Source organism: Kinneretia sp. DJ1R-11 (genome assembly GCF_025717595.1).
GTDB lineage: Bacteria > Pseudomonadota > Gammaproteobacteria > Burkholderiales > Burkholderiaceae_C > Paucibacter_A.
Map to the genome: position 1 here is coordinate 283,277 of NZ_JAJIRR010000003.1, position 15,980 is coordinate 299,256.

Annotated in this window: 13 protein-coding genes; all 13 read right to left on the reverse strand. The window is 72.1% G+C overall.

The window, feature by feature from the left end:
• Positions 1 to 17: 17 nt before the first annotated feature.
• Genes LNV23_RS07915 through LNV23_RS07975 form a run of 13 tightly spaced genes read right to left on the reverse strand, consistent with a single transcriptional unit; the run spans position 18 to position 15,636 of the window.
• Positions 18 to 2,531 carry a phage tail protein gene (locus LNV23_RS07915; protein WP_263562479.1) on the reverse strand — a complete coding sequence of 838 codons (2,514 nt, stop codon included), beginning with the start codon at positions 2,529 to 2,531 and terminating at the stop codon, positions 18 to 20.
• Positions 2,528 to 5,272, reverse strand: coding sequence for a baseplate J/gp47 family protein (locus LNV23_RS07920; RefSeq protein WP_263562480.1), 2,745 nt, complete (start codon positions 5,270 to 5,272; stop codon positions 2,528 to 2,530). The genes LNV23_RS07915 and LNV23_RS07920 overlap by 4 nt, the downstream gene beginning before the upstream one ends.
• A complete protein-coding gene (locus LNV23_RS07925; protein ID WP_263562481.1) occupies positions 5,269 to 7,866 on the reverse strand; it encodes a baseplate J/gp47 family protein in 2,598 nt (865 codons plus the stop codon). Before LNV23_RS07925 ends, LNV23_RS07920 begins: the two co-directional genes overlap by 4 nt.
• Before the next feature lie 17 nt (positions 7,867 to 7,883).
• A complete protein-coding gene (locus LNV23_RS07930; protein ID WP_263562482.1) occupies positions 7,884 to 8,258 on the reverse strand; it encodes a GPW/gp25 family protein in 375 nt (124 codons plus the stop codon).
• Complete coding sequence (locus tag LNV23_RS07935; protein WP_263562483.1) at positions 8,255 to 8,536, reverse strand: hypothetical protein; 282 nt, start codon at positions 8,534 to 8,536, stop codon at positions 8,255 to 8,257. The genes LNV23_RS07930 and LNV23_RS07935 overlap by 4 nt, the downstream gene beginning before the upstream one ends.
• A gap of 19 nt (positions 8,537 to 8,555) precedes the next feature.
• Positions 8,556 to 9,269: a phage baseplate assembly protein V gene (locus tag LNV23_RS07940; RefSeq protein WP_263562484.1), complete on the reverse strand. Its 714-nt coding sequence runs from the start codon at positions 9,267 to 9,269 to the stop codon at positions 8,556 to 8,558.
• Positions 9,269 to 10,396: a phage late control D family protein gene (locus tag LNV23_RS07945; RefSeq protein ID WP_263562485.1), complete on the reverse strand. Its 1,128-nt coding sequence runs from the start codon at positions 10,394 to 10,396 to the stop codon at positions 9,269 to 9,271. The genes LNV23_RS07940 and LNV23_RS07945 overlap by 1 nt, the downstream gene beginning before the upstream one ends.
• Positions 10,397 to 10,421: 25 nt before the next feature.
• Positions 10,422 to 10,694 (reverse strand): hypothetical protein, encoded by a 273-nt coding sequence (locus LNV23_RS07950; RefSeq protein ID WP_263562486.1) that lies wholly within the window; start codon positions 10,692 to 10,694, stop codon positions 10,422 to 10,424.
• 38 nt (positions 10,695 to 10,732) lie between these two features.
• A complete protein-coding gene (locus LNV23_RS07955) occupies positions 10,733 to 11,434 on the reverse strand; it encodes a hypothetical protein (RefSeq protein ID WP_263562487.1) in 702 nt (233 codons plus the stop codon).
• On the reverse strand, positions 11,425 to 11,745 hold the full coding sequence (locus LNV23_RS07960; RefSeq protein ID WP_263562488.1) for a hypothetical protein: 321 nt from the start codon (positions 11,743 to 11,745) through the stop codon (positions 11,425 to 11,427). The genes LNV23_RS07955 and LNV23_RS07960 overlap by 10 nt, the downstream gene beginning before the upstream one ends.
• The gene (locus LNV23_RS07965) at positions 11,742 to 13,925 is read right to left on the reverse strand and encodes an ATP-binding protein (protein WP_263562489.1); all 2,184 of its coding nucleotides are present in this window, start codon (positions 13,923 to 13,925) and stop codon (positions 11,742 to 11,744) included. Before LNV23_RS07965 ends, LNV23_RS07960 begins: the two co-directional genes overlap by 4 nt.
• A gap of 4 nt (positions 13,926 to 13,929) precedes the next feature.
• Entirely contained in the window at positions 13,930 to 15,099 is a 1,170-nt protein-coding gene (locus LNV23_RS07970; protein ID WP_263562490.1) for a Pvc16 family protein, read from the reverse strand.
• A 6-nt stretch (positions 15,100 to 15,105) separates the two neighbouring features.
• Positions 15,106 to 15,636, reverse strand: a complete 531-nt coding sequence (locus LNV23_RS07975) for a hypothetical protein (RefSeq protein WP_263562491.1) — start codon at positions 15,634 to 15,636, stop codon at positions 15,106 to 15,108.
• Positions 15,637 to 15,980: the final 344 nt, after the last annotated feature.

Sequence of the window (15,980 nt, forward strand, 5' to 3'; positions counted from 1 at the left end):
ATCACTCCTTGGATCGCTCAGCTGACCGGGACCAGCAGGGCGCGCACGCCCACCGGCATGAATTCGCGCAGCCGGATGCTGGCGTTCTTCCAGCGGTGGCTGTTGGCCAGAAAGCCGAAAGCCCCCATTTCATCGGCGCCCGGCCCCTCCTCGCGCAAGCGGCGGTCGGCCGAGAGCGCAAGCTGGGCATAGGCGGGCATGCCGAAACGTTCGTCGCCAAAACGCAGGCGTGCCTGTGTGCCGAAGAGGCAGGCGTGGTGCTGGGGCAGGCGGTCGCCCTGGCCGCGAAACCAGCTCTCGCGGATGCAGCTGCCCGGCTTGGCCAGCAGGGCCATCAGGTCCGCTTCGCCTTCATTGCTATTGCCGCCGTTGCCATCGCCACGGGCGGCGAACTCCAGCGTGTGGCTGTCCTGCGTGTCGTGCACCTGCAGGCGGTGCACAAAGATGCCGCCGGCGCCGCGCGCCACTTCCAGGCGGCTGCGGCCAAACACGGTCAGGCCTTGGAAAGCTAATGGCGCGCCCCAGCGCAGCTCGGGGTCGGCGCTGGCCGAGCTCAGGGCCAGGGCGGGCGTGGCCTCGTCCACGCCGGCGCCGGCATCGACGATGCAGGCCTGCAGGCCCAGCAGGTGGCCACGGTCCACCGCCAGCGCGCCGCTGATGCAGTGGCGCAGCACGATCTGCGGCGTCTGGCCGAAGGCATCGGCCTCGGCCGGGCTCAGGCCCAGGTCGGCGCGCAGGCGCAGGGCCGGGTGCAGGGGGCCGCGACTGCCGTGGCGTGTGCCGTCCAGCAGCCAGGCGCCGCCTGGGTCCAGGGTGCAGCCCTCGATCTCCAGGCGGTTCAGCGCTGCCTGTTCGATCAGCGCGTCGCCGGCCGGGAAGGCGGCGTCGCGCGTCAGGTAGAGGCCTTGCAGGCGAACGTTCTGCAGCGCGTGCCGGGCGGCCGGCTGGCCCAGCACGGTCTGCGGCCGCCAGCGCAGCGGCTGCACCAGGCGTATCACCGGGCGATGGCCGCTGGCGGCGCGCAGGGTCAGGGGCCAGGGCCGCTCGTTCGGGTCGGCATCGGCGGGCAGGATGGCCGGCGGCGGCAGGTGCAGGGCGAGCCCGCCGGGGTCCAGGCCAATGCCGCTGACGGCGGCCAGGTCCAGGCGGTGGGTGTCGCTGTTGACGATCTCGATCACCAGGGGTGCGCTGCGGCTGGCCAGGTCGGCCAGCGCATCGGCCAGGGTGACGCTGATGCCGTCCACCTGAATCAGGGTCGCGCCGGCCGGCAGCGGCGCGGGCGTGCGCGGCAGGGGCTGGGCGCCGACGCTGCCCTCGCGCCGCTTCAGGCCGCTGAAGCCGGTCGTGGCCGAGACGCGCAGGCCGGCGCGCAGCGGCTCGGCCATGGCGCTGGTGTCGGCCCCGGTGACGCCGAAGACCAGGCGGCCATGGTGGGCGTCGATGGCGATCTCAAACGGCGCCAACGGCGGGTTCAGGCCTTGTTCCCAGGCGCACAGCTCGGCGCCGCGCAGGGTCCAGGCCACGCCGGCAAAAGGCAGGGCCGGCAGATGCAGCAGCAGGCCGACCGCGTCGTCCGGCGGCAGCGGAGGGCTGTTGCCGGTGTAGGTGTTGATCTGCACATACTTGTCGGGCTGACCCCCCTGGCTGTTCAACAGCGCATGCGGCATGGGGCCGGGCACCGCGTCGCGACCGGCCCGGCGCGGGCTGTCGGCATCGGCCTGGAAGCGGTGGGTGTTGAACAGCACCAGGGGCTCGCCCTGCGGGTGCAGCTCGAAGCGCACCGCGTAGAGCGGCGCGCCGGGCGCCGCCGGCTCGATCGCATTCCAGGGCGGCTGGCCGACGCGCGCATGCGGCGGGCTGGGGCGCGAGGTCGGGGTTTGGTAGTCGGCCAGGCGCCAGAGGAAGACGGCCAGATGGGGCAGATTGGGCGCCGGCCGGGCCACCGGCGGGTCGGCTTGCAGCAGGGGCGGCCGCAAATCGGCCACGCGCGCCAGCGGGTCGAAAGGCCCGTCCACCAGGGACAGCAGGGCCGGCGAGCGCAGCGCCGCCATGCCGCCGCGCACCGGCAGGCGCGGGTCGCCCCCGGCGGCCTCGCGCCAGGGCGTGCGCGCATGCGGCTGGGGCCGCAGATGGTTGAGGGCCTGGTTCCAGGCCAGGCGTTCGCGCAGCTCGACCGCGTGCACGGCCCACTGGGTCAGCGCATGCACCTGCGACTCGACGGCGCCCAGCGTGCCCTTGCGGCGGCGGTGGAAGACGGTGCGGGCGACATCGGCACGCAGGGTCCAGGCATCGCCCTTCAGATGCGAGCTGCCGACCAGATCGGCCAGATAAGGGATCAGCCAGTCTTCGCAGCTTTCGATGAAGAGGTCGTCGTACTGCGCGCCGACGCGCTCGGCCAGGGCCTGCAGCACGCTGTCCATGCTGTCGACCAGGGCGCGCAGCGGGCCGGGCGGGCTCTGCTCCAGATCGCGCTGGCGGTAGAGCTCGGGCAGGCGTTCGTACAGACTGGGGTTTGGGGCCAGCACGCTCATGGTCGGCTCTCCGCTTCATCGGCGACGAATTGCAGGCTCAGCCCGGCCGGCCGCAGGCCGAGCAGCTGATGGGCGGCGGCGCGCAGCTGGGGCAGGCCGTCGCGCGCGGGGACCGGATGGTGCGTGTCTGTCGCCGCGTGCAAGCGGTCCAGGCGCAGCCAGCGCACACCGCTGACCCGCTGCACCGCCGCCAGGATTTGCGAGCCATGCAGGCCTTCGCCGAACTGGCGCTGGCGCCAGTGCAGCAGGCCGAGTTCATCCGCTTCTTCTGCCTCGGCCTGCTCCGGTGCGCCCGGCTCCGCCTCCACCACACCGAGCGCGGCGGCGATGGCCGCACGCAGCTCGTCCGGATGCTGTGTGGGCTCGGTCGCCACCGCCAGCGCCATGCGCACGGGCAGCAGCTCGCCGATGCGCACGCTGAGTGGCCAGCGCGCCGGCCCGCGTGCCGCCAGCGCCCGGCGCAGAGCCTGCTGGGCGGCGGCGGCATCGGCGGCCTGGCCGCTGGCCATCAGCAGGGTCAGCATCAGCAGCGGTGCGCCGTCCAGCAGCTGCCAGCTGGCGCGCGCCTTCAGCACGCCGGCCAGGCTCAGGGCTTCGGCTTCGAAATCGGCCAGGCTGACGATGCGGCCCAGGCTTTGCATCAGCAAGGGCGCGGCCTGGCGGGCCTTGGCGGCCGGTTCCGGGGCGGCGCCCTCCATGGCCGGCTCCAGCAGGCTGAGGGCATCGAAGCCCGTCAGGCGCTGCATGGCCGTGGGCTTGTCGCTGCCCTCGGGCAGGCCGTAAGCGCCCTGGCCGCTGCGCATCTGCACCCGCACATTGCCCACACCGGAGGGCAGGCGGGCACCACTGAGGTCGTCGCCGAACTGCACGACGCTGCGGCCGTCCGCCAGCTCGCGCACGATATAGACCTGCTCATTTGGGCCCCGACCGAACAGGCTTTCGACCTGGCGCCATAACACGGAACCTACGCGCATCTGCAGCTGGGGCCGGCGCGGCGGGCTGAGCGCGCCGTCTTGCCGCCAGGTCAGCGGCGTCTTGGGCAGCACAAAGGTCTGGAAGCTCTGGCGCGCGTCGCCGTCGCCCAGCACAGCCTCGCTCTCGGTCTTGCCCTGGCTGGCCCAGACCAGATTGCCATGCACATCGACGCCCGGCTGCTCATGGCCGAAGCGGGCATAGGGCAAGGAGCGGTCCAGGCTCAGGCGGTGAAAACTGGGCCCGGCCTGGGCTTGCGCGCTGACTGCTTGCACCGTCACCGCCAGCGGTCCCTCGGGCAGGGCCAGCAGCAGGGTTCGGTCCTGCAGGGCCAGGGCGTCCTCGCGCTCGCCATAGAAATCGAAGGCGAGGCCTTGCGCCAGCGGCAGTGCCTGCGCGGCCGCGCGCAGGCTGAAGCCCTCGCCCTTGACCTGGTGCACGCTGATGCCGCGGATGTCGGCCCAGCGCAGCGCGCTGGCGCCTTCCTGCAGGGCCAGGTCCTGGTCCAGCTGCAGCACCGTGCTGGCGCCGCTGCTGCCGCCCCAGGCCAGGGACTGCCGGTCGACCTGGTTTATCTGGCGCTCCAGCACGCGCTTGCGCGGACTGCTGCTGCCGGCTGTGCTGGCCAGGTTCAGCTCCACCAGCACCGCGCTGCCGGCGCTGAAGTCGGCCAGTTCGCCGTCCAGTGGCAGCTGGCGTGGCCGCAGCTGCGGGCCGGCGGGGTCGCCCTGGGCGGCGTCCAGGCGCCGGTCATAGGAGACCGGCACCTCGCTGACGCGGCCGTTGGCTTCGTTCAGCGCGATCCGGCTGGGCGACGCGCTGTGGCCGAAATGGCGCGCCGTGGCGCCCAGCTTGTAGGCGCGCAGCTGCGGCGCCGAGACCTGCAGGGCCAGGCCCAGGCCGGCATGCAGCAGGCCGCTGAAGGCCGGCAGATAGGAGATGCCGGCGGACAGCCGTCCAGCGCTGAAAGTGCTGCTGATGCTGCCGCTGATGCCGCTGGAAATGCTGCTTAGGCTGCTCGCGCTGCTGGCTGAAGCGCCCAGCAAGCAAGCGATGCGGCCCCGTGTCTTGATGTGGCGCACGCCGAAGGCTTCCCAGACCTTGTCGACCACCACGATCTGGGTGTGGCTCAGGGTCGTGCCTTGCGCAATGCCGAGCAGCAGGCGGTCGCCGGCCACCAGGGCCGGGCCGGTGCCGGCCGCGAGCTGGAAGCTGTCCATGCCGTTGACGATGTCGGGCACGTGGCGCGGGCGGTAGAGATGAAAGCGTGACAATGCCGGCCGCGCCAACAGCGGCGCTTCGGTTTCGAAGATGGCCGGCTTGGGCTCGGCGGCGCCCGCATGAGGCAGCTTGACGTTGATGCCAAAGCCGGCCGGCACCGGCACCGGCGCCGTGCCCTTGACCGCCAGGGCGAAGCGAGCGCGGCCGCCCAGGCCGGGCGCCAAGCGGTAGCCCAGCACCCGCACCAGCTCGACCACCGACTCGTGCCAGCGCGCGCTGCGCAGATAGGCCTCGTTGGCATAGCGATCCTGATAGCGCGCCAGCACATCGCCGACCAGGGCGGCCGCTTCGACCAGGGCGATGCCCGGATCGTCGGCCTTGCGGTGCGTCCAGGCGGCCAGGGCCGGCGCGGCGTCCAGCAGGCCGAAGATGTGTTCGCGCATCAGGCCGTAGTCACCGATGCGGTAGTCGATGCGTGTCAGCCCGGGCCGGTTGCTCAGGCGGCGCGGGAAGGGCGCGGGGCGCTTGCAATCGTGGTCGCAGCTCATCGCCGGCCTCCTTGGATCTCGAACGCGATGCGGCCGCGTTCCAGCATGTCAGGGTCGTTGGCCACCACCAGGATCTCGAAAGGTCCGATGGGCAGCACAGCCGGCGCGCCCGGTGGCAGGGGCAGGGACGGGTCCAGCTCCAGCGTGCTCAGCGCGCCGCCGCTGCCGCCTTGGTTGAAGCGGCGCAGGCTCAGGCGCAGCGCCCGACCAATGCCTTGCACCGCCAGCGCGCGGCCGATCAGCTGGCTGGCGTGCAGGTCCTGGCCGAAGGTCCAGGCCTCGGGGTGGAAGAAGCCGCGCCGTCCGTCCGGCGTCCAGCCGCTGCTGAACTCGCTGAGCAGCTCGGCGCGCAGGTCTTCCACCCAGTAGCCGGGCTGGGCGCACAGCACCAGGCGGATGTCCAGCGGCACCAGGGCGGCCGGGCGCAGCTCGATGTCGTCACCGATCAGGCGCAGCGCGTCCAGGGCGGCGTGCAGCTCGGCCAAGAGGGCCGGGCCGGGCTGGCCGCCGCCGACCGGGTCGATCACCAGCTGCACCACGCGCCAGGAGCCGCACCAGGCATAACGCGCATTGGCCCTGGAGACGCCGGGCAGGCGCTCGGCCTCGGCCACATAGTCGGCCAGGGTGATGGCGCGGCGCTGACGCTGGCGGTAGGCCTCGGGCGCGCGCCGCAGCAGCTGCTCGCGGCTTTCCGGTGCCAGGCCGTTGACCACATCGAAGGGGTTCCAGATACGGCCGCCCGGGCCCAGGGGCAGGCTGCTGCTGAGCAAGGTGTCGGCGCCGACATTGCCGCGCAGCGGCTCGCCGCTCTGGTACTGGCAGAGCACGCGGGCGCCGGCCGGCAGCGGCGCGCCATTGATGCCGTCGCCAAAGCGCAGCTGGCTCTGGCCCAGCTCGTCGGTCTCGACCTGGAAATGCTCTTCGCTGCCGTCGCTGGCGATCAGATCGATGCGTTCGTCCCAGCGCGTGCCGTCCACTTCCACCCGCAGGCTGGAGCGCGGCGCCTGTTCGCCGCCGGGCGCGCAGGTGCGGTAGGCCAGGGGCTCGATGGACGGGTCGCGTGGCAGCGGCGCGCGCGTGCCGGCCGGCACCTGGCCGGCGCCCAGGGGCCGGCTGAGCGGCTGCCAATGTGCCTGCTGGCTGGCCAGCAGGTTGCCGGCATCGGCGGCCGCCAAGGGCGTGCCCGGTGGCAGCAGCGTGGCCAGGCGTGGCCGGCCATGGCCCATCTCGACCAGATTGCCGTAGAACAGACTCAGCTCGGTCTTGCTGACCGGGCCGCAGTCGGCGATGAAGCAGAAGTTCTCTCGCAGGCCGTCCTCGGGCCGCCAGTGGACGCGGCAGAACCAGGCCTGGCTGACCGGGTCTTGCCGCACCTGGGCACGGCCCGGGCCCGGCAGCAGGCGCAGCAGCTGGCGCTGCGCCAGGCGACGGCCGTTGGGCGTGCCGGTCTGCGGGTTGAGCACCTCTTCGAGCAGCAATCGGTCCACGCTGGCGTCCACATCGGCCGGCGCGCCGGTCTGCTCGGCCGCCAGGCCCAGCAGCAAATCGCGCAGGCGTTCGGCGCTGCTCTTGCTGGTGGCGGCGCCGATGCTGAGGTCGGCGCAGGTGGCGCCCTTCGGCAGGGCGCTGACGGTGTCGCCCCAGGTGTAGAGGCGCAGCTCATTGAGCTCGGCAAAGAAACGCCGCCGCCAGCGCGGCCCGGTCGATAGCGGAGCGAAGATCTGCGCCTCGGGCGCCTGCCAGGCCGGGCCGCTGTAGACGGCCCAGACTGGCCGCGCCGCGCCGGGCGGGGCCGGCAGTGCGGGCAGGTCCAGCAGGGCGGCGCCGATCTGCGCGGCCAGGGTGGTGCTGGCCTGCTGGCCCTGGTGCAGGTGGTAATCGACCAAGCGGGCATGGCGGGCCAGCGAGACGCGCTTGCGCGCCGTGCCCAGGGCACGCTCGGCCATCACCCGGTCGTGGGCGTCGGCCAGTTCGTCGCCGCGCGCGGCGATCAGGTCGATCAGCACCTGGTCCAGATCGGCCTCGCTGCTGGGCGCCCAGCCCGGCACGCGCGCGGCCATGGCGCTCATCATCAGGTGGCGGAAGGAGTCGTAGTCGCGCGCCAGGGTGTCCACCACCGGCGCATCGGCGGCCGGGCGAGCGCCCGAGGCCGGCGGCGCGCAGCTGAGGTTGAAACAGCCCGGCCGGAATTTGAAAGGCAGGCGGTTGAACAGCGGGTCCATCAGCTCGGCCAGGGCATCGGCCGGCGGCAGCAGGCCGCTGGCCCGGGTCGACAAGGTGTACGTGCTGTAGTCGCCGACCGGGGCCAGGCGCAGGCGCAGGCCGCGCGGATTGCCGCCGGGGTCGGCCAGCACGGCGAGCACCCGCACCGGCGTCTGCGTGGCGCGCAGGCCGCCGCTGACCTCGAAGGCCTCGGGCGGCGGCAGGGCGGCCAGGCCATGGTCGTTGAGGAATTCCAGGTCCAGCCAGGCGAAGCTGGGCTTGGCGACAGGCTCCAGGCTGATATAGCCCAGGCGTATGCCGTTGGCGCCCAGGCCATCGAGCTGCTCGGCGCGCTGAGCCAGGCGCTCGGGATGCAGGACGACGCGGTCCATGACCGGCCCGGCGCCCATCAGCGGCCTCCGCCTTGCAGCTTCATGCCGCGGGTCTCGCCGGTAGCAACGATGCGGTAGCGAAGGTCCACTGTCAGCGTGGCCTGGCTGGTGTCGACCTCCAGGGTCTCGACGACGATGCGGTGGCCCAGCCAGCGCGAGAGATTGCGGCTCAGCGTGGCCTTGCTCAGGCCGGCCGCCACCGGGTCATTGCGCTCGAACACCAGGCGCTTGAGGCCGGCGCCGAAGCCCGGCAGAAAGGGCCGCTCGCCGGGCGCTGTCAGCAGCAGCTGGATCAGCTCGCCGCGCACATGCTCGGCCAGATCGGCGGGAGCCGCGCTGCGGCCGTCGCTGCCGATGCGGAAAGGAAAAGCGAGGTGGCGGCCGCTGCTCATGGCTTCTCCAGCAGGTCAAAGTCGCTGTGGTGGACATGGCCGCCGTTGATGTCGTCATGCACCCGGTTGGTCGTCAGATCGGTCCGGTGGGCATAGAGGTAACGCAGCACGCCCTGGGCGATGGCGGCGAAGAGGATCTGGCGGTCCAGCTCGCCGGCGCCGCCCGGCAGGGGCTGGCCGCGTGCGGCCTGCCACTCGCGCTGCATGGCGGCTTCGATCTCGGCCGCCATGCTGGCGCCGAGGTCGTGCACGCTGCCGGCTTTCAGAGGGTTGGACATGGAGGCTCCTTCCTGGGCATCAGCCGGTCTTGACGCGGACCGAGAGCAGCGCGGGCGTGGCCGGCGGGAACGGCGGCGTCGGGATCATGGGCGTGACCGGGATGCCCAGCACCGTCTCGCCGACATGGGTGTGGGTGCAGAAGATGTTGACCAGCTGGTTCAGGTACTGCAGCAAGTCGTCGCCGAAGACCAGGGGGTGGCTGGCGCCATCGGTCAGCTCGATCTGCGGCGCCTCGATCACCACCTTGGCCGTGGCCAGGACGCGCACCTGGCCCTCGTCAACGCGGATGGTCAGCAGATTGCTGCCGCTGCTGTCGCTGAGGGTGGCGCTGTGCTGGTCGTCGTCCAGGGCCAGCATCAGGCCGGAGTCGCTCTTCAAGGTCTTCTGCTTGGGCGTCGGTGCGCTGCCGCTTTCGTTGAGCGGCGGGTCGCCGCGCCCCCACCAGCCGCCGACCCAAATCGGCCGCGCCGGGTCACCGGCTTCGAACTCTATCCATACGCCAGAGCCGGGTGGCGGCACGGCATGCAGGCCGACATCGGGGCCGGCATACGTGCTGCAGGGCAGGGCCCAGGGCGAGAGCTCGGTGTCCAGCACCTCGGGCACAAAGGCGCGCAGGCGGGCCAGGCCCTCGGGGTCATCGATGCTGTCGACGATGCCGCGGTACTTGCCGTAGAAGCGGCTGCGCTGCTGGCTTGCCAGCTCGACCACCAGTTCCTCGATGCCCATGCCCATCAGAATGCTCCTGCAAGAAGGCCCGTCAGGCCGTCGGATGCACCGGAGGTGCTGCGCGCATTGCGGCTCAGCGAGCAGCTCTGGCGGTAGCCGCTGTCGTCCAGCTGGTGCAGCACGCGGGCGATCAGGTAGTCGCCCGAGAGCTGCGGCCCGACGCCGACCACGCGCAGCCGGCGGTAGGGGCGCAGCACGGCGCTGTAGAGGTCGTTGTCCACTTCCGCCTGCGCCGTGTAGGCCCAGGCGGAGACTTGCGCCACGCCGGCGGTGGCGGCGTCCAGATCGGCCTGTTCCTCGCGGCCATGGCAGAGCAGGGTGCTGGCCGGCTGGCTCAGCGCATGGGCCGGCTGCTCGCCCAGGGGGCTGGGGTCGGAGGCAGCGGCACTGGCGCTGGCCGTGAGGGTTTGCTTGTCGCTGGCGCTCACGCTGGCGGCACGCGGCGCCTGCGGCCGCAGCGCGTCGAACTCGGCCTGGAAGCTGGCGATATTGCGTTCCTCGCCCAGCAGCACCAGCTCGGGCAGGCCCTCGTCGCGCGCCTCGGGGCTTTCGAACACGCCGACCGACTGGCCCGGCTCGGCCCCCGGCTCGACATAGACCTGCATGCCGAAGCGGCGCGCCAGAAGGCGCAGCAGCTGCATATTGCTGCCGCGCTGGACGATGAAGCGGTCGAGCGCGCTGGCGGCGTCGGGCAGGCCGGCGGCGATGCGCGAGCTCAGGCCCGGCTCCTCGATCAGCTCGGCCACCAAGCTGGCCAGCGGCTGGTTCTCGAACACCTTGACGCGCTCCTCGCGGTCCAGCAGCACGCTGTCGTCATGGACGATCAGCACCAGGCGGCTGCTGTCGGGCGCGGCCTCCAGGCTGTAGCGCTGGCCGACCACAGGGCCGTCGATCAAGGCCTGGAAATCGCCCTCGCCGACCTTCACCTCGACGCGCAGCCGCGCCAGCGGCGTCAGCCAGGCTTCGTCGAAGCCTTGCCAGCTGCCTTTGGCGTCGGTGGCCAGCTGCAGCTCCAGCTCGGCCGCTGCGGCCATGCCCATGGCCTGCTCGACGCGCACGCTGGTGAACAGGTCCAGCTGTTCGCGGTCCAGGGGCTGGTTGTCGATGAAGAGGCGGTACTCGGCGCTGGGCATGGTGGGTGGGCTCGATGGTGGCCTGTCAGTTCTCGGGCAAATTGATCAGGCGCCCGGGCTGGCGGCTCAGTGCGGCGGCTTCCAGCTCGCTGTTGGCATCGGCGATGTGCCAGAAGCGGCTGGCGTCGCCGCCGTAGCGCTGCTCGCTCAGCGCGTCCAGCTGCTCATGCGACTGCAGGGCATGGGGCAGGCCTGTGGTCGGCGGCAGGGCGCGCAAGCGCACCAGCTCGACACTGCCCTCGGGCGTGCTGATGCGCTCGGTGGGCAGGCCGGCGTAGCGGGAGTTCTTGAGAAACATGGCGGCGGGCTTTCTTCCGTTCGTTCTTCCAGCGGCGTTCAGAGGGGCACCAGATCGACGGCGAACTCGATCACCTTGGCAAGGTTGAGGGTGGCCTGGGTGTCCTTGACCATCTGCGAATAGACGTAAGCGCCATGGCCGATCGGGTCGGCCTTGGCCGAGGGCGCGGGCAGCAGGGCCAGGCCCAGCTGCACCTCGGCCTCGATCGGGTTGAGCAGGGCGTCGTAGTGCTTTTCGTTGATCACCATGCTGGTGATGCGCACCGGCAGCACCCGCGAGGGGCCCCAGATGAAGAGCAGGGGCGGCACCGGGGTGCGCGGCATCGGCTGCGTCGCCGCCTTCTTGGTGCCGCTGCTGAGGGCGGCGCCGACGGCGTCGATGGCGGCACCGATCAGGCCGCCCGGCGTGGCCGGCGGGTAGACCATTTTTTCCAGCGCGGCCAGCTGCGGCCCGATGCCGAACAGGCGCGGTACCGCGCTGACGGCGCCGCCGGCGCCGAGATCGTCGGCGGCCGAGAACTGCGCGCTCAGGGTCAGGGTCTCGACCGGCGGCGCCAGCGCCGAGCCGCTGTCGCGGCGCGGCCGGTTGGCGGCGCTGTTCTGCGTGCCGGCAGCGGGTGGGATGCTCAGGCTGCGGCTGATGCTCTCCGGGTTGAACTGGAAGATCACGATATTGGGGATGGGGCCCAGGAACTGGCCGCTGTACTCGACCAGGGCACCGCGCATCGGCATCAGCGCCATGATGGGTTCTCCTCGTTGGCTTCAGAGGCTTGGCTTGCTTGGGCGGCGACCTTGCTGGCGATCAGATCGGCCAGCTGGGCGGCCACGGCGTCCACCAGGGCCGGGCCCCTCAAGGCGGTCTGCATGAGGCTGGTGGGCGGTTTGGCCTTGATCGGCCGGGCCAGCGGCGGCGCGCTTTGCAAGGCGGCACGCAAGGCCGGCTCCAGTTCACTGGCCAGCAGGCGGCCGTCGGCATCGCTGACGCCGCTCAGGCTCAGGGTCAGCTGGTCGATCACCAGGCGCTGTGGGCCGCTGCTGTTGATGATGCTCATGCCGTGCTCCCCTGGAGCTGGGCCGGCAGCAGGCTGGCGTAGTGGCCGAACTGCTCGTCCGCCACTTCGCGGCCGCCTTTTTCCAACTCACGCTTGATGGCCAGCAGCACCTCGGGCATGGCGACGCGGGGCTGGGCCGCCGGCGCTGTGGCGGCAGCCTGCAGACAGGCGTTGAAGGCGGCCGAGCGGATGGCGCCTCCGGCCAGCTCGAAGCGCTGGGCCAGGAAGGCGAAGTCCAGCGCCGACACATCGACCGGCGCCGGAAACACCTGGCGCCAGAGGCTGGCCCGCTCGTTAGCGCCGGGCACCGGGAACTCGACGATGAAGCGCAGGCGGCGGCCGAAGGCTTCGTCCAGATCCTTGCGACGGTTGGTGGCCAGCACGGCCAGGCCTTTGAAGCGCTCCATGCGTTCGAGCAGGTAGCTGATCTCGATATTGGCGAAGCGGTCGTGGGCGTCGCGCACCTCGGTGCGTTTGCCAAACAAGGCATCGGCCTCGTCGAAAAAGAGCAGGCAGTCGCTGGTCTCGGCGGCGTCGAAGATGCGGCGCAGGTTCTTCTCGGTCTCGCCGATGTATTTGTTGACCACCTGGGAGAGGTCGATGCGGTACATGGGCAGGGCCAGTTCCTGGGCCAGGGCCTCGGCCGCCATGGTCTTGCCGGTGCCCGGCGGGCCGCAGAACATCACCGCCAGGCCGCTTTCGTTCCAGGCGCGCGCGCAGCCCCAGTCGTGGTGCACCCGGCCCAGCTGGCGCATGGCCGAGACGATGGCTTGCAGCTGCGCCCCGGCGGCCGGCGGCAGCACCAGCTCGGACAGCTCGAAACGCAGGGCCACCGGCTGGGCCAGCTGGGCCATGTCCAGCGCCGCCTCGCCCTGGGCCAGGGCAAACAGGGCCGCGCGGTCCTGCACCTGGCCGCTGCGCAGCAGCGCCTCCAGGCGCTGGCTGGCCAGGGCGGGCAGGCGGTAGCGGCGCGCGGCCTCGGCACCGTCGGCCGCGTCGGCGCTGGGCAGGGGCATGGCAGCGTCATTCTTCTGTCCGGCCCGTGCCGCCGCTGCCCAGCGTGCGGCGCGTTCCGGTGTGCCCAGAGTCGGCACGCTGAAGGCCGGGGCCAGCAGGGCGGCGGGCAGACCGCGCGGCAGGCCGGGCCGGTCCACCGGCAGATAGCAGCGCAGGGCCAGGGCGCTCAGCGGCGCCCACCAGTCAGCTGTGTGGCCGGCATGGGCTTCGCCTAAGGCCTCGGCCCAATGCTCGGGCAGCAGCAGGTCGGCGCCTTGCAGCCAGGCGGCACAGGCCAGGGCCGGCAGGGCGGCGTGGCCGGGGCCGATGTCCTCCCCCAGGCGCAGGATGTTGCTGCCCAATGCTTCACCGAGGCCGGCCATCCAGGCGGCGGTGTCGGCGCCTCGGCTGCTGCGCACCGGCACGATCTGCAGGCCTTGCGGTGGCGTGTTGCGCAGCCAGAGCGCCAGGGCGGCGGCCTCGGGCGGCAGGGCATGGGCGGCAGGCAAGGGCTGCAGCGCGGCCGGCAGCAGGCGTTGGCTCGGCTCGCCCAGCAGGGCGCAGGCCACGGCGGCCGGCATGCTCAGCGGCGCCATCCAGTCCTCATGCGCATCGCCGCTGCCAGCACCTCCGATGCGCTGCAGCAGACCGCTGCGGTAAAGCGCATGGCTGGGCTCGGCGCAGGCGACGATGGCCAGCGGTTCGTCCCAGAGGCGTTGCGCCAGGGCCAGGCTGATGCCGGGCCGGCGCGCGTCGTTCATGGCGGCGGCCGCCACGGCGCCGAGGCTGGCGTCGCTGCGTGCGGCCAGGGCGCAGGCCAGCACGAACTGCGCGGCATCGTCCAGGCCCAGGGCTTGGGCCATGCCGGCCCAGCGGCTGAGGCCGGCCGCCGGGCGCAGCGCGGCCAGCGCCTCGCTGAGGTGGGCGGCACAGGCGTCCTGGGCAAAGAAGGCGGCCTTGTCCTCGGCGAAGCGCAATAGGTCCAGGCTGTCCAGCGCCGGGTCGCTGAAGGCGGGCAGGCCGGTCTCGGCGGTGTTGGCCGGGGCCGTGCCGCGTTGGCGCCAGCACCAGGCGATCTCGCGGCGCAGGCGCAGGGTCAGCTGAGCCAGCCAGTAACGCACCCAGGGGTCGGGGGGCTGCAGCGCGGGCTGCAACAGGACGGGATCGGGGCGGGCGGCGTTCATGGCATCAGGCCCAGATCAGCTCGGGGGCGTTTGCGCTTTGCTGCCCATTCACCCGCAGCACCACCCGGTAGCTGCCGGCCGGCAGCGGCGCGCTGGCCGGCACGGTGAAGCGCAAGAGGGTCTGGGTGGAACCGGCGTCGGCCTCCAGCAGGCCGTGGGCCTGGCCTTCGGCGTAGAGGCTGGCGAACACGGCGGCGGCGCTGCCGCCCAGCTGGCTGCCGCTGACGGTGAAGCGGCCGTGGCGGCGCACCACGCCGTTGACGGGCGGCAAGGCAAGGGTCGGGCCGTCGAGCGCGGCGAGCGGCGCGACCGTGGGCAGCAGCTCGGCCAGCAAGGCATTGCTGGTGATGCGGCGGCCGCTGGGCAGCAGGCGGGCGATGCACAGGCCGTAGCCATTGGCGGCGATGGCGGCGGCGGCCGGCACGGTGAAGCGGGCCTGGCCCTCGGGCCCGGGCAGCAGAGGCAAAGTGTGCAGGCCCAGCAGGGCTTCGCCGTAGCCGGCCAGGCCGGCGCCGTGCACGGTGATTTCCTGGCCGGCCTCGAAGCGCGCCGGCTCCAGGCGCGCCAGCGTCGCTCCCAGGCTGGGCAGCACGCTGATGCCGGCTGGCGCCGGCGGGCCCGAGGGCTGGGGAACGATGGGGCCGATCGTCTTGACCAGGGGCGCGTAGCCGGGGTCGGCGTCCAGCTTCAGCATCACCGGCCGCACCTGCAGCGCGGCGCTGAGCCGGTATTTTTCATCGCTGCCCTGCATCAACTTGGACAGCAGCTCGACATCGGCATCGTCGAAGGTGATCTTCAGCGGCTCGGGGTTGCTGGCCAGGGCCAGATTGAGGGCCGGCGGGCGCATGAAGTTGAGCGACTGCAGGGCGGCCATGCCCTGGCCCAGCAAGCGGTGGGCGGCGACCGATTCGCTCTCGCGCGAATCGTCAAAGGCGGTCAGCAGAAAGTGCAGGTTCAGCCAGAGCGGCGGCAGCTGGCCGCGGTCCAGCGGCTCGTTGCGCAGATGCGGGTCCAGCGCCACGCGGTAGAGGAACAGATTGAGCAGGCGACCCTGGCCGGCGGTGGCCGCATCGGGCCGGCCGACGGCGACATTGAGGTTGTTCAGCGCGGCCGACAGCCGGGTGCGCAGCAGCTCGCTGACGGCGCCAATCGCTTCGGTGCTGGGCGAGGCCATGGTGGGTCAGCTCCAGCGCAGGTAGTGGCGGCTGGCGCTGAAGCGCAGGCCAGGGGAGGGCGTGTGGGAGCCGCTCTGGGGCGCACCGGCGGCGGGCAGCGGCGTGGCCACCTGCACGGCTGCGGGCGAAGGTGCAGGGGCTGGGCTTGCGGGCGGCGCCTGCACATGCAAGCTGATCTGGCCGATGTGCAGCTCCAGCCCGGGCCTGGGCGGCTCTGCGCGGGGCGCTCGGGCGGGCTGTGTGGGCGCAGGCTCAACCCTGGGCGACATGCGCGTGCCGGCTTTCTGTGCGGACTGTGATCGGGTGCTGTGCTGCCCTTCGTCGCGGGCCGCATCGGGGCTCGCATGCGCCGATGTCACAGTGCTCGATGGCGCTTGAATGGAGGCCGCTGTGCCTGGCAAGCTTTCGCGCTGCGCCGCCCTGGCCGCCTGACCCTGACCGCCCAAATCGACGGTGATGGATTCAGCCCTAGCAATTGCATCAGCCGCAGCGGGCGGGGCGCTCACCCAGCGCATCACCTCTTCAAGGCCGGGCATGGTGGGCTGCGGCGCAGAGGGTGCGAGCGCTTGCGCCTCTGCCTGATCGCCTGGGCTGGGAGCGCGGAGCGAGTCTGTGCCTGAGCGGGGCGCTGCAGCTTGTTGGCTGGATTGGCCCAGCGGGGCATTGGCTGCCGCAGGCTTCGCAGCCGCCTTGCTCGGCCTGTCCACTGCCGCATCAAACCTGACCGGCGCTGCCAAGGGACTGCTTGGCGTTTCTTCGCCAGCAAGGTCCGCAAACAGATCGCCCGCCGCTGCGAGTCCGGCCGCCGGGGCGCGCAGGCCCGTCGCAGCGGGCTGCAGCAGGCTGCGCAAATAGGGCAGCTCGCCTGCGCCGGCAGTAG